The sequence below is a fragment of the Staphylococcus equorum genome (assembly GCF_029024965.1).
GTDB lineage: Bacteria > Bacillota > Bacilli > Staphylococcales > Staphylococcaceae > Staphylococcus > Staphylococcus equorum.
Window position 1 is genome coordinate 1,311,127 of the sequence record NZ_CP118982.1, and the last position, 22,687, is coordinate 1,333,813.

Genomic DNA, 22,687 nt, shown 5'->3' on the forward strand with positions numbered 1-22,687 from the left:
AGAGAAAGTATGATCGGATTAGTTGTTATCGTCGTCATAGTAGTAATAGCTTTATTATTACTATTTTCATTTGTTCCAGTCGGATTATGGATTTCAGCAATAGCTGCTGGTGTTAAAGTAGGTATTGGTACATTAGTTGGTATGAGACTTCGTAGAGTTTCACCACGAAAAGTTATCTCACCATTAATTAAGGCACATAAAGCTGGTTTGAATTTAACAACAAACCAACTTGAATCACATTACTTAGCAGGAGGAAACGTTGACCGTGTAGTTGATGCTAACATTGCAGCACAAAGAGCGGACATCAACTTACCATTTGAACGTGGCGCAGCTATTGATTTAGCTGGCCGTGATGTATTAGAAGCTGTTCAAATGTCTGTTAATCCTAAAGTAATAGAAACTCCATTTATCGCAGGTGTTGCGATGAACGGTATCGAAGTAAAAGCTAAAGCGCGTATTACTGTTCGTGCTAACATCGCTCGTTTAGTAGGTGGTGCTGGTGAAGAAACAATTATTGCACGTGTTGGTGAAGGTATCGTTTCAACAATTGGTTCTAGTGAACACCATACACAAGTTCTAGAAAATCCAGATAATATTTCTAAAACAGTACTTAGCAAAGGTTTAGATTCTGGTACAGCGTTTGAAATCTTATCAATCGATATTGCTGACGTTGATATTAGCAAAAACATTGGTGCAGACTTACAAACTGAACAAGCGCTTGCTGACAAAAACATTGCACAAGCTAAAGCAGAAGAACGTAGAGCAATGGCTGTAGCTCAAGAACAAGAAATGAAAGCTAAAGTTCAAGAAATGCGTTCTAAAGTTGTTGAAGCAGAAGCAGAAGTTCCACTTGCTATGGCAGAAGCTTTACGTTCTGGTAACTTAGGCGTTAAGGATTATTATAATCTTAAGAATGTTGAAGCAGATACAGGTATGAGAAATTCAATCAATGAACGTACGAACCAAAAAGATGATGAATCACCGGAAAATTAATTAGGGGTGATTAAATGAATATAGCTATTATTATCTTTGTAATATCTGTGATTGTTACAATAGTCAGCGCTATTAGCGATAATAGCCATAAAGATAGAAAAAACCAAAAACCACCAATAAACAATCAACCTAACCGAAATGGTGAGCAACCTAAAAGAGGCGGTTTCCTAGATGAAATTGGTAAAGCATTCAAAGAAATAGAACAACAAATGAATGAAGGACCAACGAGGAAAGATATTGAACAGCAACCGCAAAAAACTACAGAACCTGCAAGACCAGTTGAAACTAGAGCTGAAAAAATGGAATCGCCTAATCCTCAACAATCGACTCGAACAATGCGTACAGACAACGAGACTGAAGCAGAAAAATTAAAACGTTCGCAAGAGCAAGAAGAGGATAAACTGCAGAAAGAACTTGAAGCAGATTTAATGGGCGAGTTACAAGATGTGCGTACAGAAATAGATCGTGAAAACGAGAAAAAACTGAAGAGAACTGAAAGAAGAGCACGTGCTATTATTTCAGATAAATATTTATCTGAGAGAACAAAACGTTTCCGTTTAAAACAGTTAATGGACGCACAGGCAATTCAGAGTCCAGTTGGTAATGAAAAATACAGGTTTGCAGAAGATGAAGTTGTAAATGGTATTATTTGGTCAGAAGTATTAGAAAGACCCAAAAGATTATAGCGCAGTATAGTCTATGAATTAAACGCCTTATGGAGTCGATATATAATGACTCTGTAAGGCGTTTTTGTGTTTCTTTTGCAATAATTTCAATGAGTAAATAACCATAATAAATTAAACTAATAGTTTACGACTAATAAGAATGTAAACATCATGTAAAATTTGATAAATGAGCTTCTATTTAATACACTTTGAAATAATATATAGTTAATTCGTGATATAATGATGGTGTAATCATCATTATATGATTGATTTGTTAAATGCTTAAAATAATTTAATGAACGATAATAATTTTTGTAAGTTAAAATCTAATAGGATAAAATAAGATGAAACGAATATATTTGTAAAGGAGCACCTATATGCCTGGAATTATTCAAATAGATGACATCAATGAAGCTCAAGCGCTCATTGGAAATAACGATGAACACCTTAAATTAGTTGAGGAAGGGTTTGATGTCATTGTACATGCTCGAGGTCAAGAAATCTCCGTAAAAGGAGAGCAAGTAGAGCATGTTAAAAAAGCAGAATCAGTACTCATTAACCTTTTGAAAGTCATTCAACAAGGTATTTCAATCTCTTCAAAAGATGTTGAAGCAGCAGTGAAAATGGCAAATAATGGTACGATTCAATACTTATTAGATTTATATGATGAAGAAATAACTAAAGATGCATACGGAAAGACCATCCGTGCAAAAACAATGGGTCAACGTATGTATGTAAATGCTATGTATCATAATGATTTAGTATTTGGCGTAGGGCCAGCTGGTACTGGTAAAACCTTCTTAGCTGTTGTGTATGCTGCGAAACAGTTAAGAAAAGGCAATGTAAAGCGTATTGTGCTAACAAGACCTGCAGTGGAAGCAGGAGAGTCACTAGGCTTCTTGCCAGGAGATTTAAAGGAAAAGGTAGATCCATACTTAAGACCTCTGTATGACGGTTTAAATACTGTTCTAGGAAGAGAACAAACAGCTCGCTTTATAGAAAGAGGTATCATAGAAATTGCGCCTCTAGCTTATATGCGCGGTAGAACATTAGATGATGCTTTTGTTATTTTAGATGAAGCACAAAATACTACACAAGCACAAATGAAAATGTTCTTAACTCGACTAGGTTTTGATTCGAAAATGGTAGTTACTGGAGACCAAACTCAAGTAGACTTACCAAAAGGAGTTAAAAGTGGTCTTAAAGAAGCTGTTAAAAAGTTAAAAGAAGTTAAAGGCTTAAGTGTGCATTATCTGGATCAAAGTGATGTTGTCCGTCACCCATTAGTAAGTAAAATTATTGACCGTTATGAAGGAGAAGAGTAAATGTTTACAATAGACTTTAGTGATCATACTGAGATAGTTAAAAGTGAATGGTTAACTCAGATTGACAAACTCCTCACTTTTGCAAAAGAACAAGAACAAATTGATAGCGATGCGGAGTTATCTGTAACTTTTGTAGATAAAACTGAAATACAAGAAATTAATAAAATGTATCGCGATAAAGATAAAGTAACAGATGTTATATCATTTGCTTTAGAAGAAGATGAACCAGAAATTATTGGACTTGATATGCCAAGAGTATTAGGCGACATTATTATTTGTACTGACGTAGCTCAGGAACAAGCTGATTCTTATGGTCATTCTTTTGAAAGAGAATTAGGCTTCCTTGCGCTCCATGGTTTCTTACATTTATTAGGTTATGATCATATAGATGAACAAGACGAAAAAGAAATGTTTGGACGACAAGATCAAATTCTAAATGCTTATGGTTTAACAAGAGATTAGAGGTAGTCATGAAACGTTTTAAATACGCTTTTCAAGGTATGTTAGTATTACTAAATAAAGACAGCAAATTTTTAATGCATCTTTTATTAGGACTTGCCACTGTTATTTGTGGTGTTGTTTTTGGTATTAGTCAATTAGAATGGCTTTTTATTATTATAGCGATAGGTATTGTACTTGCTTTTGAAGCTATCAATACAGCAGTAGAATATGTGGTTGATTTAGTTACAGGTGAATATCATATATTAGCCAAAAAGGCTAAAGATATCGCTGCTTTTAGTGTTGTGCTAGCTTCTATTACAGCATTTGCAATTGGACTCGTGGTTTTTTTACCATATGTGTTCTAAATTGTAGTGCAATTTTATAGAATTTGTTTATACTTAAAGAACAAAGTAATTAAACAGATAATAAAGTGGATTTTTTTAATAACACTTAATATTGAATAGGAGCGTGTTAACTATGGCTTATCAACCACACTATTTTAAAGAAGTAAGAAATGCTCAAGCCAATTCATATTCACCATATAGTAATTTTAAAGTTGGTGCATATTTAAGAACGAAAGACGGTAAAGTTTATCATGGAGCAAATGTTGAAAACGCAGCATACTCAATGGCTATTTGTGCAGAGAGATCAAGTTTGGTTGCTGCAATATCAGATGGTTATAAACCAGGTGATTTTGAATCAATTACAGTTACTGTTGATGCAGATGCGCCATCTTCACCCTGTGGCGAATGTCGTCAGGTGTTAAAAGAACTATGCGATGATGATATGCCAGTATATATGACTAATCATAAGGGCGATATGATAGAATCAACCGTAAATGACTTATTACCATTAGGATTTTCTGGAAAGGATTTAAATTAATGACAGGACATAAATCAGGATTTATATCAATTATAGGTAGACCCAATGTTGGGAAATCTACATTTGTTAACCGTGTAATCGGACATAAGATAGCTATTATGTCTGATAAAGCACAAACGACAAGAAACAAAATTCAAGGCGTTATGACACAAGAAGATGCTCAAATCATTTTCTTAGATACACCTGGTATTCATAAACCGAAACATAAATTAGGCGACTATATGATGCGTGTCGCTACGAACACGTTATCTGAAATAGATGCTATTATGTTCATGGTAAATGTAAATGAAGATATAGGTCGTGGTGATGAGTATATTATGGATATGCTTAAAACAATTAAAACACCTGTCTTTTTAGTATTAAATAAAATTGATTTAGTACACCCAGATGAACTTATGCCAAGAATTGAAAAATACAAAAAATATATGGATTTCACTGAAATTGTACCGATTTCAGCATTGGAAGGCTTAAATGTAGATCATTTTATAAATGTAATAAAATCTTATCTACCAGAAGGACCGAAATACTATCCAGACGACCAAATCTCTGATCACCCAGAACAATTTGTTGTAGGCGAGTTAATTCGTGAAAAGATTTTACATTTAACGAGTGAAGAAATCCCTCATGCTATTGGTGTAAATGTAGATCGCATGGTTAAAGAAGATGAAGACAGAGTTCGAATTGAAGCAACAATATTTGTTGAACGAGATTCACAAAAAGGTATTGTTATTGGCAAAGGCGGTAAAAAGCTTAAAGAAGTTGGTAAACGTGCGCGTCAAGATATCGAAATGTTACTAGGATCTAAAGTTTACCTAGAACTTTGGGTAAAAGTCCAAAAAGATTGGCGAAATAAAGTTAACTTTATTCGTCAAATGGGTTATTTAGAAGATAGAGATTAATTTGGGAGTCGGTGAGCTAATGTGTTAATCAAGCAAAAAGGTATTATTATTAAAACGGTTGATTATGGCGAATCCGATAAAATTATCACAATTTTAAATGAACATGGTGCAAAAGTGCCGCTTATGGTACGAAGAGCTAAAAAAAGCAAAAGTGGTTTACAAGCTAATACACAATTATTTGTGTATGGCTTATTTATTTATTCTAAATGGAAGGGTATGGGAACACTGAGTTCTGTGGATGTAATAGACCAAAATTACAACCTTCGTTTAGACATTTATGAAAGTAGTTTTGCGAGTTTAAGTGCTGAAACAATTGACCGCTCGATTGAAAGTGATGAAATTTCTCAATATAGTTATGATTTATTACATTTTGTATTGTCGAAAATTAAAGACGGTGTATCTGCCCAACTCATGTCAGTCGTTGTTTTATTGAAATGTATGACAAAGTTTGGCTTTAATGCAATTTTTGATAAATGTGTAATCACAGATAATGACGATCAATCTCGTTTAATTGGCTATAGTTTTAAATTTGATGGTGCTATTTCTGCGAATGTGAGACATCAAGATCCACATGCACTCATTTTAATGAATAAAACGCTTTATCTATTGGATATATTGCAAAAATTGCCAATTAGTCAAATGAGTTCTTTGAGTATTCATGATGATGTGGTAGATGAAATGTCAGAGTTAATGATTATGTTATATAGTGAATATGCAGGTATGTTTTTTAAAAGTCAAAAGTTAATTAACCAACTACATAGGTTAGATAGTAATCTTTAATGATTTGAGGTAATAGGGTAATAGAATAATGTATATTTCAAAAAAGAGTGCATCTTGGATTTTAAATTCAAGGTGCACTCTTTTTATATTAATAACATGGATTATTTCAGTTTTAATAATTAAGGCTGAGACATGTATTTTGTCTCAGCCTTATCATTTATTAGTTATTTGTTAAATCGTAGATGTATATTTTATTAATAGATTAGAATTTTACTTTTTCAGTTAAAAATGCTTCTAGTTCTGAAATTGGCATACGTACTTGTTCCATTGAATCACGGTCACGTACTGTAACTTGTTGATCTTCTAATGAATCAAAGTCAAATGTAATACAATAAGGTGTGCCGATTTCATCTTGACGACGGTAACGTTTACCAATAGATTGTGATTCGTCGAAATCTATTGCAAAGTTAGCACTTAGTTCTTCAAATATTTTGATAGCTTCGCCAGATAATTTTTTGCTTAAAGGTAAGATAGCCGCTTTATATGGCGCTAGAGCAGGGTGGAAGTGTAGTACAGTTCTAGAATCTTTACTTCCTTCAACGCCTTCCTCGTTGTATGCATCACATAAGAAAGCTAATGTAACACGGTCAGCACCTAATGAAGGTTCGATACAATATGGAATATATTTTTCGCCTGATTCTTGATCGTGGTATTGGAAATCTTCACCTGAATGTTCACTGTGTTGTTTCAAGTCGAAGTCTGTACGACTTGCAATTCCCCATAATTCACCCCAACCAAATGGGAAACGATATTCAATATCTGTTGTAGCATTAGAATAGTGAGATAATTCATCTGCGTCATGATCACGTAAACGTGTAGCTTCTTCGCTTAAGTTTAAATCTTTTAACCATTGACTTGCAAATGTTTTCCAGTAGTTATACCATTCAATTTCTTCACCAGGCTTACAGAAGAATTCTAATTCCATTTGTTCAAATTCACGTGTTCTGAAAATGAAGTTACCAGGTGTGATTTCGTTACGGAATGATTTACCAACTTGGCCAATACCAAATGGTAATTTCTTACGCATTGTACGTTGTACATTTTTATAGTTAACGAAAATACCTTGTGCAGTTTCTGGACGTAGGAAAATTTCATTTGTAGAACTTTCTGTTACACCTTGGAACGTTTTGAACATCAAGTTAAATTGACGAATATCAGTCCAATTGGCTGTACCACTTACAGAACAAACAATACCTTCTTCATCGATAATGCGTTTCATTTCGTCAAAACTTAAGCCATCAGCTACAAAGTTTTCATCGCCTTTAACATTTGCCATGTGATCTTCAATAATTTTGTCAGCACGATAACGAATCTTGCTGTCTTTGTTATCAATCATAGGATCATTAAAGTTACCTAAGTGACCTGAAGCTTCCCAAGTTTTTGGATTCATTAAAATAGCTGCATCAATACCAACGTTATAGGGTGATTGAGTAATGAATTTTTGCCACCAAGCTTTTTTAATATTATTTTTTAATTCTACACCAAGTGGACCGTAATCCCATGTATTTGATAAACCACCATAAATATCGCTACCAGGGAATACGAAACCTCTATGTTTCGCTAATGAGACAATTGTTTCCATATCTTTTGTCATAAAAAACTCTCCTTTTTAACATAAAAACGCCCCAAGACAAAGAAAAAGCCAAAAAAACTTAATCATTGTCTTGGGACGAGTTAATCATTTTAATCACATATAAAAAATACGTGCTTATTTAAATTATTCTTGATAACCCGCGGTTCCACCCAACTTAGTGTGTACACTCGCTTTTGTCTATCATTTAGTTGTGGCCAATAGTTCTTGTTAGGCTTTCACTATCCCCAACTCGCTTTAATTTCAATATTAATGTATTGTGCGTTTATTAGCAAGTAATTATATGTATTTGTAGCAATTAAAAATTCCATGTATAATTAAGAAGAATGAGTGAAGGGGTGAAGTCCAATAGAACTAAGTAAAAGACAACAGCAAATAGTTGAAATTGTCAAAAACAACGGTCCTATAACTGGCGAGCATATAGCAGAAAGACTTAGTTTGACACGTGCCACATTAAGACCTGACTTAGCCATTTTAACAATGTCCGGTATTTTAGAAGCTAGGCCACGTGTAGGCTATTATTATTCTGGTAAACCAAAGAATAAATTATTAGCTGATCAATTAAAACAATATATAGTAAAAGATTATGCATCACATCCTGTTGTGGTCAAAAATGAAATGTCAGTTTATGATGCAATATGTACAATATTTTTAGAAGATGTCAGTACATTATTCGTAATCAATAGTAATGGAGATTTTATTGGTGTTTGTTCACGTAAGGATTTATTACGAGCATCTATGATTGGTGAGGATATACACACTATGCCTGTGAATATTATTATGACACGCATGCCGAATTTAAGCTTTATTCTTGAAGATGAAAGAGTCGTTTTTGCAGCGAATTTAATGATTGAAAAAGAGATTGATTCGTTACCCATCGTAACAAAAAAAGAAAATGGCAAGTATGAAGTCAAAGGACGTATATCAAAAACTACAATTACAAAAATCTTTGTCTCATTATTAAACGAATAGGTGGTATTTAACTTATGGAAAATATAAAAATTATAGTCGCATCAGACTCGGTAGGAGAAACAGCCGAACTTGTTGCAAGAGCATGTATTTCACAATTTAATCCAAATCAATGCGATAGTGAAATTAATAGATATCCATATATTGAGGCTTTAGAAAACGTAGATGAAGTTATCCAAGTAGCTAAAGATACAGAAGCTATTGTTGTTTACACACTAGTTAAACCGGAAATAAGAAAATATATGGAAGCAAAAATTAAAGAGTATGAAATCAAATCTGTAGATATCATGGGACCATTGATGAATATTCTTTTAGATAAAATTGATGAACAGCCTTATTTCGAACCAGGTTTAGTACATCAATTAGATGAGGCTTACTTCAAAAAAATTGATGCAATTGAATTTGCCGTAAAATACGATGATGGTAAAGATCCTAAAGGCTTATCAAAAGCAGATATCGTATTACTAGGGATTTCTAGAACGTCCAAAACCCCACTTTCACAATATCTTGCACATAAAAGTTATAAAGTGATGAATATACCTATTGTTCCAGAAGTAACGCCACCAGACGACTTATTTAGTGTTGACCCATCAAAATGCATTGCCTTAAAAATAAGTGAGGAAAAGCTAAACCGTATTCGTAAAGAACGTTTGAAACAACTCGGTTTAGGTGACAGTGCAAGATATGCGACTGAACAACGTATTGAAGAAGAATTAAATTACTTCCATGAACTTGTGGATAAGATAGGTTGTCCGGTTATTGATGTTTCTGATAAAGCGATAGAAGAAACTGCAAATGATATTATTAGCATTATTGAGCAAAATAGTTTCAAAAATCAATGAAAAAAGCTATAATATTGTAATTAATGTCTAATAGGTGATTAAGTTGCGAATAGAACAATCCACAATAAATGAAATAAAAGATAAGACTGACATACTCGACTTAGTTAGCGAGTATGTCAAATTAGAAAAAAGGGGACGCAATTACATTGGTTTGTGTCCTTTTCATGATGAAAAAACACCGTCATTTACAGTGTCAGAAGATAAACAAATTTGTCATTGCTTTGGTTGTAAAAAAGGTGGTAATGTTTTTCAGTTTACTCAAGAAATAAAAGATATATCTTTTACAGAAGCAGTAAAAGAATTAGGTGAACGTGTAAATATTGAAGTTGAAACTGACCAAAGTGCTTCAGGGCAAGATGATACACACCAAGTCGCATCTGAAGATTTGCAAATGATTGAAATGCATGAACTTATGCAAGAATATTATCACTATGCACTGAAGAAAACAGTTGAAGGTGAAGCAGCTTTAACTTATTTAAAAGAACGTGGCTTTACAGATGCATTAATTGATGCCAGAAAAATTGGTTATGCACCAAAGAATTCTCATTTTTGCCATGATTTTTTACAAAAGAAAGGGTACGACATTCAATTAGCCTATGAAGCGGGTTTATTGTCAAGAAATGAAGAGAACTTTAGTTACTATGATCGCTTTCGAGATCGAGTTATGTTTCCACTGATGAACGCTCAAGGTAGAACTGTAGGGTATTCCGGTAGAACATATACAAATCAAGAGCCCAAATATCTTAATAGTCCTGAAACGCCCATCTTCCAGAAACGAAGATTGTTATACAATGTTGATAAGGCGCGAAAATCGATAAGAAAAAATGATGAAATTATATTATTAGAAGGATTTATGGATGTCATTAAAGTTGATCAAGCTGGAATCAAACAAGTCGTTGCCAGCATGGGTACACAAATTTCACAAGAACATATTGCCTTCATCAAGAAACTCACATCTAATGTAACTTTAATGTTTGATGGTGACTTTGCAGGTAGTGAAGCAACATTAAAATCAGGTCAAGCATTATTGGAACAAGGATTTAATGTATTTGTGGTCCAACTCCCAAAAGATATGGATCCAGATGAATATATTGGTAAACACGGCGCCGATGCATTTAACTATTATGTAGAACATGAAAAGAAATCATATATTTTATATAAAGTGCATATACATCAAGATGAAATAGACAATAATGATTTATCTTATGAAAGATATTTAAAAGAGATAACGAATGATATATCACTCATGAAGTCATCAATACTTCGTAAAAAGATATTGCAAGAAGTATCGGAATTGTTTAAAGTTAGCTTGGATAGTCTAAATAATGAAGTAGGACACCAACAAGATTATTATCAACCTCAATCCTATCAATTACCAACAGTCCCACAATTTAATAACTTAAACAAAAACGAAAAAGCAGAACGTGCTTTATTAAAACATTTTATGAATGATAAAGACACTTTCTTGAATTATCACAAATTACTTCAAGTAGAAGACTTTACAAATGAGTATTTTAAGCGTATATTTAATGTTTTACACCAGTTTTACTCTGAGCATGATACATTTAATATTAGTGACGTTTTACAGTACATTGATTCCAATGAAATTAAGGAAGCATTTATATCATTAGATAACTATATGATAAATGAAGAACCATTTGAATATGAAATTGATGACTATGTAAATACACTAACATCTAATAGAAATGAAGAAACGATAGAATCGCTTAATCATAAGCTACGGGAGGCTTCGAGGTTAGGTGATTTAGAATTGCAAAAATATTATTTAGAAAAAATTGTAAATCATAATAAAAATAGGATGAATTAATTCAATAATGAATGTATGTGTATATTAATAGGATTAACAGCCTGTATACTAGAATGTTATTTTAATTCAGTTTTATAAATTTTGACTATAAAATATTTTGGTATCAAGTTGATATTATATATTCGGGAGGCCTTTTCATGTCTGGAAATAAAGTTAAAGTTAAAAAGCAAACCATCGACCCATCTCTAACTTTAGAAGATGTAAAAAAACAATTGATTGAAAAAGGTAAAAAGCAAGGACACTTGAGTCATGAAGAAATTGCTGAAAAAATGCAAAACTTCGAAATGGATTCTGATCAAATGGACGAACTTTTTGACCAATTAACAGATAATGATATAAGTTTAGTTAATGAAAAAGATAGTTCAGACAAAGATTCAAAATTAAATCCAAATGATTTAAGTGCACCTCCAGGTGTCAAAATAAATGATCCAGTCCGTATGTATTTAAAAGAAATCGGACGAGTAAATTTATTAAACGCACAAGAAGAAGTTGAATTGGCTAAAAGAATTGAAAAAGGCGATGAAGTTGCTAAATCACGTTTAGCTGAAGCAAATCTACGTCTTGTAGTAAGTATAGCCAAAAGATACGTAGGACGCGGTATGCTGTTTCTTGACCTGATACAAGAAGGTAATATGGGACTTATTAAAGCCGTGGAAAAATTCGATTTCAATAAAGGCTTCAAATTCTCAACATATGCAACATGGTGGATACGTCAAGCTATCACGCGTGCGATTGCTGACCAAGCACGTACGATACGTATTCCGGTTCACATGGTTGAAACAATTAATAAATTAATTCGTGTGCAAAGACAATTATTACAAGATTTAGGCCGTGATCCAGCACCAGAAGAAATTGGTGAAGAAATGGATTTACCACCTGAAAAAGTAAGAGAAATACTGAAAATAGCTCAAGAGCCAGTTTCCTTAGAAACACCTATTGGTGAAGAAGATGACAGTCATTTAGGTGACTTCATAGAAGACCAAGAAGCCCAAAGCCCATCAGATCATGCAGCTTATGAGTTGTTAAAAGAACAGTTAGAAGATGTATTAGATACACTAACTGACCGTGAAGAAAATGTATTACGTTTACGTTTTGGATTAGATGACGGTAGAACTCGTACATTAGAAGAAGTTGGTAAAGTGTTTGGTGTAACTAGAGAACGTATTCGTCAAATCGAAGCTAAGGCACTTAGAAAATTAAGACACCCAAGCAGAAGTAAACGTCTAAAAGACTTTATGGACTAACTTTTTAGCTCTTTTGTACAACGATGTACAAAAGAGCTTTTTACATATACATAGAGGAGAACTTTTTATGATTACATTAAATCAAAGATTAAAAAAAGTAAGTACTTATATACAAGGCGATTGTCTAGCGGACATCGGTTCGGACCATGCATATTTACCAATTTTTGCAATTGAAAACAACTTAACGCAAAAGGCAATTGCTGGTGAAGTGATCAAAGGACCGTTTGAAGCATCAAAGCGCAATGTCATTGATCAACAACTAAATTCAGTTATTGATGTTAGATTCGGTGATGGTTTATCTGTCATACAAAATAGTGATGATATTTCATCGATTACTATTTGTGGTATGGGCGGGCCTTTAATTGCTAAAATACTGGATGAGGGTTCTGAAAAATTAACAAATCAACCAAGACTAATTTTGCAAAGTAACATCCAATCTGGTGCCATACGAAAACAACTTGTGAAAATGAATTACAATATTATAGCTGAGGATATATTAGAAGAAAAAGGTCATATATATGAAATTATTGTTGCAGATTATTTAGAAGATGTTGAACCGTTATCATCACAAGCATTAAAATTTGGTCCTGAATTATTGAAAAATAAAAATAATTTATTTTTCAAAAAATGGGAACGCGAACGCGATGCATTATATAAAATACAACAGAATTTAAATCCACAACATCACGCCGAACGCTTAAATGAAATCAATAATGAAATTAATTTAATTAATGAGGTGATATAAATGAATATCGAACAATTACTTCGCATTATTAATAAGCATGTACCATTGAATACGGCTGAATCATGGGATAATGTAGGCTTACTTATTGGTGATACATCTTCTACAGTTACAGGCGTTTTGACTGCGCTTGACTGTACTGATGATGTAGTTGAGGAAGCAATGACGAATCAATGTAATACAATAGTTTGTCATCACCCGCTTATATTTAAAGGGGTTAAAAACATTACACAACAAGATGGCTATGGTGCTATCATACGTAAGTTAATTCAAAACAACATTAATCTAATTGCCTTGCATACAAATTTAGATGTTTATCCAAAAGGTGTTAATGCGATGCTCGCTAATAAAATCGAATTACACAATCAACATATTTTAAACCCAGAAACAATTCCATATTTTAAAGTCCAAGTATTTATTCCAAAAGTAAATTTAGAGACTTTCAAAAAACGTCTGAGTGAAGCAGAATTAGCACAAGAAGGCGAATATGAATATTGCTTCTTTGAAAGCCCAGGTAACGGACAATTTAAACCTGTAGGTCATGCAAATCCACATATTGGAGAATTAGGTTCTGTAGAACATGTTGAAGAGTATAAATTAGAATTTATGATAGAAGCCAATCAACGCGATCTAACGCAACAATTAATCACGCAACATCATCCATATGAAACACCTGTCTATGATTTTATAAAAATGGAAAAAGAATCAAATTATGGTTTAGGTATGATTGGTGAACTTAAAGCATCTATGTCAGCAAATTCATTTGTGAAGCACGTTAAAAAACAATTGCATATGCCTAGTGTTCGATTTACTGGTGACTTAAACTCACAGGTTAAAACGGTTGCTGTAATTGGTGGCTCCGGTATTGGTTTTGAGTATGCTGCAGCTAAAAAAGGCGCAGATATATTTGTAACTGGAGATATTAAGTATCATGATGCTTTAGACGCTAAAATTGCAGGTATTAATTTATTAGATATTAACCATTATAGCGAATATGTGATGAAAGATGGGTTGCGTCAACTTTTAATTACATGGTTAGACGATGAAGAAATTGATTTCAACATAAATGCATCTCAATTAAATACAGACCCATTTGAATATATATAATACGTGAATAACTCGAATTTACTTATGACAGGTAGGTTCGAGTTATTATTATTTACAACGAATGAATGCGATATGCAATATGATTAAATAATTTAGTTCAAAATTTTAAGCTAATGCTTTATAATAGATAAGATGAAGATTTAAGGAGGCCAAGACATGGCGAATCACCCATTTGAGAAATTTAATTTAGAACCAAGTCTATTAGACGCTGTGAAGGATTTGAATTTTACTCAACCAACTGAAATACAAAGTCGAGTAATTCCAAAAATAATGAAGCAGGTAAATTTAATAGGTCAATCACAGACTGGTACAGGAAAATCACATGCATTTTTATTACCACTAATGAATGCAATCAATACAGAATATAAAGAACCACAAGCAATTATCGTAGCCCCTACAAGAGAGCTAGCACAACAATTATTTGATGTAGCTAGTCACTTAGCCAAATTTAAAAACGAAGTCTCTGTAAAGCTATTTATTGGTGGTACAGATATAGAAAAAGACCGTAATAGAGCGAAAAACCAACCACAACTTGTTATTGGTACGCCAACACGCATAAATGATTTAGCTAAAAATGGGGATTTACATGTTCATTTAGCTTCTTATTTGGTTATTGATGAAGCAGATTTAATGATTGATTTAGGTTTAATCGAAGAAGTAGATTATGTGGCTACAAGATTAGATGAAAATGCGCATATTGCAGTTTTCAGTGCCACTATACCAAAATCATTGCACCCATTTTTAAACAAATACTTAGAAAATCCCGAGTATGTTGAAATCGAAAATACTCAAAAAAATAAAAAGAATATAGAGTTCTATTTAATTCCAACAAAAGGTGAAGCGAAAGTTGAAAAAACCTTAAAACTTATTGATATTTTAAATCCCTATCTATGTATTATTTTCTGTAATAGTCGCGATAGTGCAGACGAATTAGCAAAACAATTAGCTGCGTCTGGTTTGAAATTAGGGATGATTCACGGTGGTTTAACACCAAGAGAACGTAAACAACAAATGAAACGTGTTAGAAACTTAGAATTCCAATTTGTTATAGCGAGTGACTTAGCTTCACGTGGTATAGACATAGATGGTGTGAGTCATGTAATTAACTTTGATGTGCCGAAAGATATTGATTTCTTTACCCATCGTGTTGGACGTACTGGACGCGGCCAATATAAAGGTGTCGCAATTACATTATATAGCCCGGATGAAGAAGAAAATGTTACTTTGATTGAACAACGTGGTTATGAATTTGAAAATGTCGACATCAAAGATGGTGAATTAAAAGCTGTAAAAGCACACAATACCCGTCGAAAACGTAGAAATAAAGATGATCATTTAACAAATGAATTAAAACATAAAGTGAAAAGTAATAAGAAAAAAGTTAAACCTGGTTATAAAAAGAAATTCAAACGTGATTTAGATGATTTAAAATTAAAAGAGCGTAAACAATATAGCAAACAACAAAGTCGACAACAAAGGAAAAATAAAAAAGGATAGGTGACTACTATGTTATTGGGATCTCATGTATCTATGAATGGTAAAAAAATGTTAGAAGGTTCAGCAGAAGAAGCATATAAATTAGGCGAATCTACTTTTATGATTTACACAGGTGCGCCTCAAAACACTAGAAGAAAGCCCATCGAAGAATTAAATATTGAAAAAGGTCATGAAATTATGGAACAACATGGCCTTTCAAATATTGTTGTTCATGCGCCATATATTATTAATATTGCTAATACTATAAAACCACATGTTTTTGATTTAGGTGTGGAATTCTTACAAAGTGAAATTGAACGTACACAAGCGTTGGGTGCAAAAGATATTGTGCTTCATCCTGGGTCACACGTGGGTGAAGGCGCTGACGTAGGTATTAAAAAAATTATTGAAGGCCTTAACGAAGTGCTAACTAATGATAATAATGTAAGAATTGCATTAGAAACAATGGCCGGTAAGGGTTCAGAAATCGGAAGAAATTTTGAAGAAATAGCTCGAATTATTGATGGCGTCAATCATAATGAAAGATTATCAGTGTGTTTTGACACTTGCCATACGCACGATGCAGGTTACAATGTTAAAGAAGATTTTGATGGTGTACTAAATGAATTTGATAAAATAGTTGGTGTGGATAGAATTAAAGTTGTACACGTGAATGATAGTAAAAACGATATTGGTGCTCATAAAGATAGACACGAAAACATTGGTTTTGGTTATATCGGATTTGACGCTTTAAATTACATCGTTCATCATGATAGTTTTAAAGACGTTCCTAAGATTTTAGAAACGCCTTTCGTAGGGGAAGATAAGAAAAGTAAAAAGCCACCTTACAAACTTGAGATTGAAATGTTAAAGCAACAACAATTTGATCCTGAATTGCAAAACAAACTTTTAAATCAATAAAATTAATATAAAGCACGAACACTTTTTATCAATAAAAAGTGTTCGTTTTTTTGATAAGTCGTAAAGATTACTATTTACATAATGACATCTACGTTGTATAGTATAAAATGAGGTGAAAACATGTCTACGCCAGTATTCGAATTAAAAAATATTGATTATTATTTTGACAATAAACAAGTACTTGAAAATATAAATATCAAAATTAATCGTGGGGAGTTTCTAGCAATCGTAGGCCCAAATGGGGCAGGTAAATCAACTTTGCTAAAAATTATACTTGGATTATTGCCCATACAAAAAGGACAAATTTATGTTGATGGTAAAGATTACAATGGAAAACAATCTATGCTAAAAATCAGTTATGTTTCCCAGAAAGCGCAAGCTTTTAAAGCTGGGTTTCCAGCAAGCGTTAAAGAGGTCGTAATTAGTGGACTAACTAAACGTAAAAAAATGATTCAATGGTTTAATAAAACCGATGAAGGAAAAGTGAAAAAAGTATTACAAAGATTGAATATTGAACACTTGATAGATAAAAACATAGCTGAGCTCTCAGGAGGACAACAGCAACGTGTATTAATAGCTAGAGCATTAATTAGCGAGCCATCAGTGTTGATATTAGATGAACCTACAAGTGGTATCGATGCCAAGCATGTAAGTGAATTTTATGAAACTCTAGAAACACTTAAACATGAAGGTGTAACAATAATTTTAGTGACACATGATATAGGTGTTGTTGCTGATACAGCTACTGAAGTTGCGTGTTTGAATAAGCATTTACATTTTCATGGTTCTACTGAAGATTTTAAATCACTGGATGAAGTTGAAATATCGAAAATATATGGACACCCTATCCAATTTGTAGATCACCAGCATAGTAGGGAGTGTTGTTCATCATGATAGAAGCATTACTTAATTTTGATTTCATGCGATACTCCTTAATTAGTGGTGTACTTATTGGTCTTATTGCACCATTAATCGGTGCTTTTATTGTTGTACGAAGGTTATCACTTATTGCTGATGCATTAAGTCATGTCACTTTAGGTGGTATTTCATTTGGTATGTTTGTCATTACAATTATACCAGCCTTCACATTTATAAATCCTATGTGGTTTGGTATTCTTTTTGCTATTATAGGAGCACTATTAATTGAAAACCTTAGAACTTCATACAGTAATTATCAAGAAATTGCGATTCCTATCATTATGAGTGCAGGTATAGCACTGAGTGCGATTTTTATATCTCTTGCCGATGGTTTTAATCAAGAGATTGTTGGTTTACTCTTTGGTTCGATTAGTGCAGTAACTGAAAGTGATCTAGTTACTATTATCGTTATTGTGATCATTGTGATTACCTTTATATTATCTTTTTATAAAGAATTATTTATATTGTCATTTGATGAGGAGTACAGTAAAGTCATTGGCATTCCTAAATGGATACAGTTTCTATTTATAATTATTGTGGCTATGGTCATATCAGCTTCAATGCGTGTTGTAGGCATCTTATTGGTAAGTGCATTAATCACATTACCTGTAGCTATCGCAATGCGCATGACGAAAGGTTTTAAACAGTTAATCATCTTAAGTGTTGTTATTGGAGAACTGTCAGTTATCAGTGGATTGGTCTTAGCGTTTTATATGAACATTTCTCCTGGTGGTGTGATTGTAGTATTACTAGTGCTTATTCTCGCAATAACGATGATGTATCAGAAATTTAAAATAAGAGCGGTAAAAGGGGCTGTTAAAAATGAAAACTGAAGAAGCTATTGACATAATCAAAGCAAACGGTCATAAATATACAAACAAAAGACGAGAAATGGTAGATATTTTTGTTGCTGAAGATAAATATATTAATGCAAAACATATTCAACAAAAAATGGATGAAAATTATCCTGGTATTTCTTTTGATACAATATATCGAAACCTACACCTTTTTAAAGATTTAGGAATTGTGGAAGGTACAGAACTTGATGGAGAAATGAAATTTAGAATCGCTTGTACAGATCATCACCATCATCATTTTATTTGCGAATCATGCGGTGATACTAAAGTGATTGATTTTTGCCCAATTGAACAAATTAAAGCTTTTCTACCACAAGTAGATATTCATACACATAAATTAGAGGTTTATGGTGTTTGTGAATTATGCCAAAAAGCTTAAGTTCTTTTAAACTAAGCGCAGAACATATAAAATAAGCCGACGTTCATAAACACGTTTGGCTTATTTTTACGTTTAAAATTAACAGGTTAAGCTGTTTTATATAAATGTAATGGACTACTTATTTAAGTACTAAGTAAACATGCATGAATAAGTTGCATAATAGATAAGTACACAAAAACCTTTTATTTGCGAATCATGCGGTGATACTAAAGTGATTGATTTTTGCCCAATTGAACAAATTAAAGCTTTTCTACCACAAGTAGATATTCATACACATAAATTAGAGGTTTATGGTGTTTGTGAATTATGCCAAAAAGCTTAAGTTCTTTTAAACTAAGCGCAGAACATATAAAATAAGCCGACGTTCATAAACACGTTTGGCTTATTTTTACGTTTAAAATTAACAGGTTAAGCTGTTTTATATAAATGTAATGGACTACTTATTTAAGTACTAAGTAAACATGCATGAATAAGTTGCATAATAGATAAGTACACAAAAACCTTTCTTTACAACTTGTAAATCACCACAAAATAATTCTTTCTACAAAAAATGAGATAATTAAACATAGGTCATTAGTATGAATTAAATTGAATTTTTAAAATAGTTCGTCAAATATGTTTAAATAGGTCTGATTTGAGATATACTAATAAAGGAACTAAAGATGACAAATATTATTTTATGACTATTAATTGCTTCCACAAGCATATTAATTGTTGTCACTAATATAACTTGTTATGCTTTATTTAAGATTAATTAGGAGGATGATTATTTATGGCTTTTGAATTACCAAACTTACCTTATGGTTTTGATGCATTGGAACCACACATTGATCAACAAACAATGGAGATTCACCATGACAAACACCATAACACTTATGTAACTAAATTAAACGCAGCAGTTGAAGGAACTGATTTAGAATCTAAATCAATCGAAGAAATTGTTGCAAACTTAGACAGTGTACCAGAAAACATTCAAACAGCTGTTCGCAATAATGGTGGAGGACACTTAAACCATTCATTATTCTGGGAATTATTAACTCCAAACTCTGAAGAAAAAGGTACTGTTGTTGATAAAATTAAAGAACAATGGGGTTCTTTAGATGCATTCAAAGAAGAGTTTGCTAACCAAGCTGCAGCACGTTTCGGTTCAGGTTGGGCATGGCTAGTTGTAAACGATGGTAAATTGGAAATCGTTACTACACCTAATCAAGATAACCCATTAACTGAAGGTAAAACACCTATCCTAGGCTTAGATGTTTGGGAACATGCTTATTACCTTAAATACCAAAACAAACGTCCAGACTATATTAGTGCTTTCTGGAACGTTGTAAATTGGGAAAAAGTTGACGAATTATATAGCGCTGCTAAATAATTAAACAGTAGATTATGACGGCCTTTTCGAAGGTCGTCATTTTTTTAACTAAAATAATAGAAATATTGTCTGATTTCATATATCATTTGTAGTGAGAACTTTTGAATAGAGGTATGTTGTTTTGCTAAAAAGACTAAAAGAAAAATCAAATGATGAAAAGATTAGAAATACAATGAATAAAAGAATTAGTTTTGTTTTTGGTGTTATTGTATTCATTTTCGCAGTAATTGTTTTAAGATTGGGTTATTTACAAATTGCTGAAGGATCTCATTATGAGCAACTTATTAAAAATAGTGAAAATTTAACTGTTAATGAAGCTGTGCCAAGAGGCCGAATTTTAGATAGAAATGGTAAAGTTCTCGTTGATAATGCATCTAAAAAGGCGATTACATATGCAAGAGGCAGAAAAACATCCCAATCAGAAGTTTTAAAAATTGCTAAAGATTTGTCTCGCTTAATTGAAATGGATACAGATAAAATTACAGACAGAGATAAGCAAGATTATTGGATTCAAATTCACCCTAATAAAGCTGAAGATTTGATGAAAGAAGAGCAAGCGTTATTAGAAGATGGCAGTATTTCTCAAGATGACTATGATGAAGCATTATATAAAAAGATTGGTGCTAAACAAACCGATACATTAACTGATGAAGATTTGCAGATACTATCTATTTATAGAGAAATGATGTCTGGATCAGCTTTAGATCCACAAATGATTAAAAACGAAGACGTTAGTGACGAAGAATATGCAGCAGTATCTCAAAAATTATCAGAATTGCCAGGAGTCAATACTACAATGGATTGGGATAGAAAATACCCATATGATGATACCTTGAGAGGTATATTTGGTGACGTTTCTACAAGTGAAGAAGGCATACCAAAAGAATTAACAGAAAAGTATTTATCTAAAGGGTATTCACGTAATGATCGAGTAGGTAAATCTTATTTAGAATATCAATATGATGACATTCTAAAAGGTAAGAAGAAAGAAATGAAATATACTACAGATAAATCTGGAGATGTTATTGACTCGAAAGTTATAAATCCAGGCTCACGTGGTGATGATTTAGTTCTTAGTATTGATATAGAACTCCAGAAAAAAACTGAAGAGTATCTAGAAAAACAAATTGACAAATTGCGCAGTGAAGGTGCTAAAGATATGGATAATGCAATGATTGTAGTCCAAAATCCAAACAATGGCGATATCTTAGCAATGGCAGGTAAACAAATTGATAAGAATGGCGATTTAACAGATTATGATATCGGTACATTTACTTCACAATATGCAGTAGGTTCTTCTATAAAAGGTGGTACACTGTTAGCCGGATACCAAAACGATGCAATTGATGTAGGCGATGAGATGGTCGACCAACCATTAGAATTTGCTGGCGGACTTAAGAAAAGTTCTTATTTTAATCAAGATGGTAAAGTGACTATTGATGATAAAGAAGCATTGATGCATTCTTCTAACGTTTATATGTTTAAAACAGCATTGAAAATCGCTGGATCTGCTTATACACCAAATATGACATTGCCATCAGATATTTCAGAAGCAGGTCAAAAATTACGTAAAGGTTTAAACCAAGTTGGATTAGGCGTTAAAACAGGTATTGATTTACCTAATGAGACAAGTGGACAAATTGAACCATTAACTGATAATCCAGGTAACTTTTTAGATTTAGCAATTGGTCAGTACGACACATATACACCGTTACAATTATCACAATACGTTTCTACCATTGCTAATGATGGCTATAGAGTACAACCGCATATCGGTTTGGAAGTAAGAGATGCTACTAATAAAGACACTCTTGGTCCAGTAAAAGAGAAATTCAAAGGTGATGTACTTAATAAGGTTAATAACACTGAAGAGGAAGTTAACCAAGTGCAAGAAGGATTTGAAATGGCCTTTAATGAAGAAGAAGGAACAGGATATGAAAGCTTTAATGATACTGAAGTGCCTTCTGCAGGTAAAACAGGAACAGCAGAAGTATTCCAAGATGGCGATCCTAAAGTAAATGCAACATATGTTGGCTATGCACCAATTGAAAATCCACAATTAGCATTTTCAATCGTATATACCAACCAACCTGTACCTGAACCTTGGTTAAACGGCGGAGATTTAGGTAAAGATGTTATAAATTATTATTTTAAAGAAAAAGACAAAGATTAAATCATTTTAAGGTACTATTTATTAAAAATACCGACATAGTGGTGTTTATTGAAAAATTAATACTTTTCAATTTTATAACTAAATGGTATGATTAGTAGGTCGTATTTTGAAAAGGTAAGGAGGAATTAGCATGCGCGTAAACGTAACTCTAGCTTGTACTGAATGTGGAGAAAGAAACTACATTACTACAAAAAATAAACGTACTAATCCTGAACGTATAGAAATGAAAAAACATTGTGCTCGTGACAACAAACACACTATGCACCGTGAAACAAAATAATTT

Annotated in this window: 23 protein-coding genes and 1 pseudogene; 23 read left to right on the forward strand and 1 reads right to left on the reverse strand. The window is 32.7% G+C overall.

Annotated elements, in window-relative coordinates:
* Window positions 1-9 precede the first annotated feature (9 nt).
* The 8 genes from floA (at window position 10) to recO (ending at window position 5,985) form a co-directional block, all read left to right on the forward strand.
* The gene (floA, locus tag PYW44_RS06380; RefSeq protein ID WP_002507475.1) at window positions 10-993 is read left to right on the forward strand and encodes a flotillin-like protein FloA; all 984 of its coding nucleotides are present in this window, start codon (window positions 10-12) and stop codon (window positions 991-993) included.
* A gap of 14 nt (window positions 994-1,007) precedes the next feature.
* The gene (locus tag PYW44_RS06385) at window positions 1,008-1,679 is read left to right on the forward strand and encodes a hypothetical protein (protein WP_021339269.1); all 672 of its coding nucleotides are present in this window, start codon (window positions 1,008-1,010) and stop codon (window positions 1,677-1,679) included.
* A 356-nt stretch (window positions 1,680-2,035) separates the two neighbouring features.
* The gene (locus PYW44_RS06390) at window positions 2,036-2,983 is read left to right on the forward strand and encodes a PhoH family protein (RefSeq protein ID WP_002507477.1); all 948 of its coding nucleotides are present in this window, start codon (window positions 2,036-2,038) and stop codon (window positions 2,981-2,983) included.
* Window positions 2,984-3,445 carry an rRNA maturation RNase YbeY gene (gene ybeY, locus PYW44_RS06395; RefSeq protein ID WP_021339268.1) on the forward strand — a complete coding sequence of 154 codons (462 nt, stop codon included), beginning with the start codon at window positions 2,984-2,986 and terminating at the stop codon, window positions 3,443-3,445.
* An 8-nt stretch (window positions 3,446-3,453) separates the two neighbouring features.
* A complete protein-coding gene (locus PYW44_RS06400; protein ID WP_021339267.1) occupies window positions 3,454-3,789 on the forward strand; it encodes a diacylglycerol kinase family protein in 336 nt (111 codons plus the stop codon).
* A 112-nt stretch (window positions 3,790-3,901) separates the two neighbouring features.
* A complete protein-coding gene (gene cdd / locus PYW44_RS06405) occupies window positions 3,902-4,306 on the forward strand; it encodes a cytidine deaminase (RefSeq protein WP_021339266.1) in 405 nt (134 codons plus the stop codon).
* Window positions 4,306-5,205: a GTPase Era gene (era, locus tag PYW44_RS06410; protein WP_002507481.1), complete on the forward strand. Its 900-nt coding sequence runs from the start codon at window positions 4,306-4,308 to the stop codon at window positions 5,203-5,205. The genes cdd and era overlap by 1 nt, the downstream gene beginning before the upstream one ends.
* A gap of 21 nt (window positions 5,206-5,226) precedes the next feature.
* The gene (gene recO / locus PYW44_RS06415) at window positions 5,227-5,985 is read left to right on the forward strand and encodes a DNA repair protein RecO (protein ID WP_021339265.1); all 759 of its coding nucleotides are present in this window, start codon (window positions 5,227-5,229) and stop codon (window positions 5,983-5,985) included.
* Between the two features lie 202 nt (window positions 5,986-6,187).
* Here the strand turns inward: recO and PYW44_RS06420 are convergent, their stop codons facing one another.
* A complete protein-coding gene (locus PYW44_RS06420) occupies window positions 6,188-7,579 on the reverse strand; it encodes a glycine--tRNA ligase (protein WP_002507483.1) in 1,392 nt (463 codons plus the stop codon).
* A 345-nt stretch (window positions 7,580-7,924) separates the two neighbouring features.
* On the opposite strand from PYW44_RS06420, the gene ccpN reads away from it, so the two are divergent.
* From ccpN to rpmG, 15 genes and pseudogenes are all read left to right on the forward strand, one after another.
* On the forward strand, window positions 7,925-8,548 hold the full coding sequence (gene ccpN, locus PYW44_RS06425) for a transcriptional regulator CcpN (RefSeq protein ID WP_071561808.1): 624 nt from the start codon (window positions 7,925-7,927) through the stop codon (window positions 8,546-8,548).
* Between the two features lie 14 nt (window positions 8,549-8,562).
* Entirely contained in the window at window positions 8,563-9,387 is an 825-nt protein-coding gene (locus PYW44_RS06430; RefSeq protein ID WP_021339264.1) for a pyruvate, water dikinase regulatory protein, read from the forward strand.
* Between the two features lie 43 nt (window positions 9,388-9,430).
* Window positions 9,431-11,215, forward strand: coding sequence for a DNA primase (gene dnaG, locus PYW44_RS06435; protein ID WP_002507486.1), 1,785 nt, complete (start codon window positions 9,431-9,433; stop codon window positions 11,213-11,215).
* A 137-nt stretch (window positions 11,216-11,352) separates the two neighbouring features.
* On the forward strand, window positions 11,353-12,459 hold the full coding sequence (gene rpoD, locus PYW44_RS06440; RefSeq protein WP_002507487.1) for an RNA polymerase sigma factor RpoD: 1,107 nt from the start codon (window positions 11,353-11,355) through the stop codon (window positions 12,457-12,459).
* A gap of 67 nt (window positions 12,460-12,526) precedes the next feature.
* Window positions 12,527-13,204 (forward strand): tRNA (adenine(22)-N(1))-methyltransferase, encoded by a 678-nt coding sequence (locus PYW44_RS06445; RefSeq protein WP_002507488.1) that lies wholly within the window; start codon window positions 12,527-12,529, stop codon window positions 13,202-13,204.
* A complete protein-coding gene (locus tag PYW44_RS06450) occupies window positions 13,205-14,308 on the forward strand; it encodes a Nif3-like dinuclear metal center hexameric protein (RefSeq protein ID WP_021339263.1) in 1,104 nt (367 codons plus the stop codon).
* Between the two features lie 156 nt (window positions 14,309-14,464).
* Window positions 14,465-15,805 carry a DEAD/DEAH box helicase gene (locus tag PYW44_RS06455; RefSeq protein WP_115075990.1) on the forward strand — a complete coding sequence of 447 codons (1,341 nt, stop codon included), beginning with the start codon at window positions 14,465-14,467 and terminating at the stop codon, window positions 15,803-15,805.
* 9 nt (window positions 15,806-15,814) lie between these two features.
* On the forward strand, window positions 15,815-16,705 hold the full coding sequence (locus PYW44_RS06460; protein ID WP_021339261.1) for a deoxyribonuclease IV: 891 nt from the start codon (window positions 15,815-15,817) through the stop codon (window positions 16,703-16,705).
* A 120-nt stretch (window positions 16,706-16,825) separates the two neighbouring features.
* Entirely contained in the window at window positions 16,826-17,599 is a 774-nt protein-coding gene (locus PYW44_RS06465; RefSeq protein ID WP_021339260.1) for a metal ABC transporter ATP-binding protein, read from the forward strand.
* Window positions 17,596-18,456 (forward strand): metal ABC transporter permease, encoded by an 861-nt coding sequence (locus tag PYW44_RS06470; RefSeq protein WP_021339259.1) that lies wholly within the window; start codon window positions 17,596-17,598, stop codon window positions 18,454-18,456. The genes PYW44_RS06465 and PYW44_RS06470 overlap by 4 nt, the downstream gene beginning before the upstream one ends.
* Window positions 18,446-18,859 (forward strand): Fur family transcriptional regulator, encoded by a 414-nt coding sequence (locus tag PYW44_RS06475; protein ID WP_002507494.1) that lies wholly within the window; start codon window positions 18,446-18,448, stop codon window positions 18,857-18,859. Before PYW44_RS06470 ends, PYW44_RS06475 begins: the two co-directional genes overlap by 11 nt.
* Window positions 18,860-19,040: 181 nt before the next feature.
* Window positions 19,041-19,181 (forward strand): annotated as a pseudogene (locus tag PYW44_RS06480) (transcriptional repressor); the annotation flags it as partial.
* Between the two features lie 450 nt (window positions 19,182-19,631).
* Window positions 19,632-20,231, forward strand: a complete 600-nt coding sequence (locus PYW44_RS06485; RefSeq protein ID WP_002507495.1) for a superoxide dismutase — start codon at window positions 19,632-19,634, stop codon at window positions 20,229-20,231.
* 121 nt (window positions 20,232-20,352) lie between these two features.
* Window positions 20,353-22,404: a peptidoglycan D,D-transpeptidase FtsI family protein gene (locus tag PYW44_RS06490; protein ID WP_021339258.1), complete on the forward strand. Its 2,052-nt coding sequence runs from the start codon at window positions 20,353-20,355 to the stop codon at window positions 22,402-22,404.
* Window positions 22,405-22,534: 130 nt separating this feature from the next.
* On the forward strand, window positions 22,535-22,684 hold the full coding sequence (rpmG, locus tag PYW44_RS06495; protein WP_002483181.1) for a 50S ribosomal protein L33: 150 nt from the start codon (window positions 22,535-22,537) through the stop codon (window positions 22,682-22,684).
* Window positions 22,685-22,687 lie beyond the last annotated feature (3 nt).

What these genes read in the sequence shown, in the direction of transcription:
- floA (WP_002507475.1), top strand. Translation starts at nt 10, where the DNA reads ATGATCGGATTAGTTGTTATCGTCGTCATAGTAGTAATAGCTTTATTA.
- PYW44_RS06385 (WP_021339269.1), top strand. Translation starts at nt 1,008, where the DNA reads ATGAATATAGCTATTATTATCTTTGTAATATCTGTGATTGTTACAATA.
- PYW44_RS06390 (WP_002507477.1), top strand. Translation starts at nt 2,036, where the DNA reads ATGCCTGGAATTATTCAAATAGATGACATCAATGAAGCTCAAGCGCTC.
- ybeY (WP_021339268.1), top strand. Translation starts at nt 2,984, where the DNA reads ATGTTTACAATAGACTTTAGTGATCATACTGAGATAGTTAAAAGTGAA.
- PYW44_RS06400 (WP_021339267.1), top strand. Translation starts at nt 3,454, where the DNA reads ATGAAACGTTTTAAATACGCTTTTCAAGGTATGTTAGTATTACTAAAT.
- cdd (WP_021339266.1), top strand. Translation starts at nt 3,902, where the DNA reads ATGGCTTATCAACCACACTATTTTAAAGAAGTAAGAAATGCTCAAGCC.
- era (WP_002507481.1), top strand. Translation starts at nt 4,306, where the DNA reads ATGACAGGACATAAATCAGGATTTATATCAATTATAGGTAGACCCAAT.
- PYW44_RS06420 (WP_002507483.1), bottom strand. Translation starts at nt 7,579, where the DNA reads ATGACAAAAGATATGGAAACAATTGTCTCATTAGCGAAACATAGAGGT.
- PYW44_RS06430 (WP_021339264.1), top strand. Translation starts at nt 8,563, where the DNA reads ATGGAAAATATAAAAATTATAGTCGCATCAGACTCGGTAGGAGAAACA.
- rpoD (WP_002507487.1), top strand. Translation starts at nt 11,353, where the DNA reads ATGTCTGGAAATAAAGTTAAAGTTAAAAAGCAAACCATCGACCCATCT.
- PYW44_RS06445 (WP_002507488.1), top strand. Translation starts at nt 12,527, where the DNA reads ATGATTACATTAAATCAAAGATTAAAAAAAGTAAGTACTTATATACAA.
- PYW44_RS06450 (WP_021339263.1), top strand. Translation starts at nt 13,205, where the DNA reads ATGAATATCGAACAATTACTTCGCATTATTAATAAGCATGTACCATTG.
- PYW44_RS06455 (WP_115075990.1), top strand. Translation starts at nt 14,465, where the DNA reads ATGGCGAATCACCCATTTGAGAAATTTAATTTAGAACCAAGTCTATTA.
- PYW44_RS06460 (WP_021339261.1), top strand. Translation starts at nt 15,815, where the DNA reads ATGTTATTGGGATCTCATGTATCTATGAATGGTAAAAAAATGTTAGAA.
- PYW44_RS06465 (WP_021339260.1), top strand. Translation starts at nt 16,826, where the DNA reads ATGTCTACGCCAGTATTCGAATTAAAAAATATTGATTATTATTTTGAC.
- PYW44_RS06470 (WP_021339259.1), top strand. Translation starts at nt 17,596, where the DNA reads ATGATAGAAGCATTACTTAATTTTGATTTCATGCGATACTCCTTAATT.
- PYW44_RS06475 (WP_002507494.1), top strand. Translation starts at nt 18,446, where the DNA reads ATGAAAACTGAAGAAGCTATTGACATAATCAAAGCAAACGGTCATAAA.
- PYW44_RS06485 (WP_002507495.1), top strand. Translation starts at nt 19,632, where the DNA reads ATGGCTTTTGAATTACCAAACTTACCTTATGGTTTTGATGCATTGGAA.
- rpmG (WP_002483181.1), top strand. Translation starts at nt 22,535, where the DNA reads ATGCGCGTAAACGTAACTCTAGCTTGTACTGAATGTGGAGAAAGAAAC.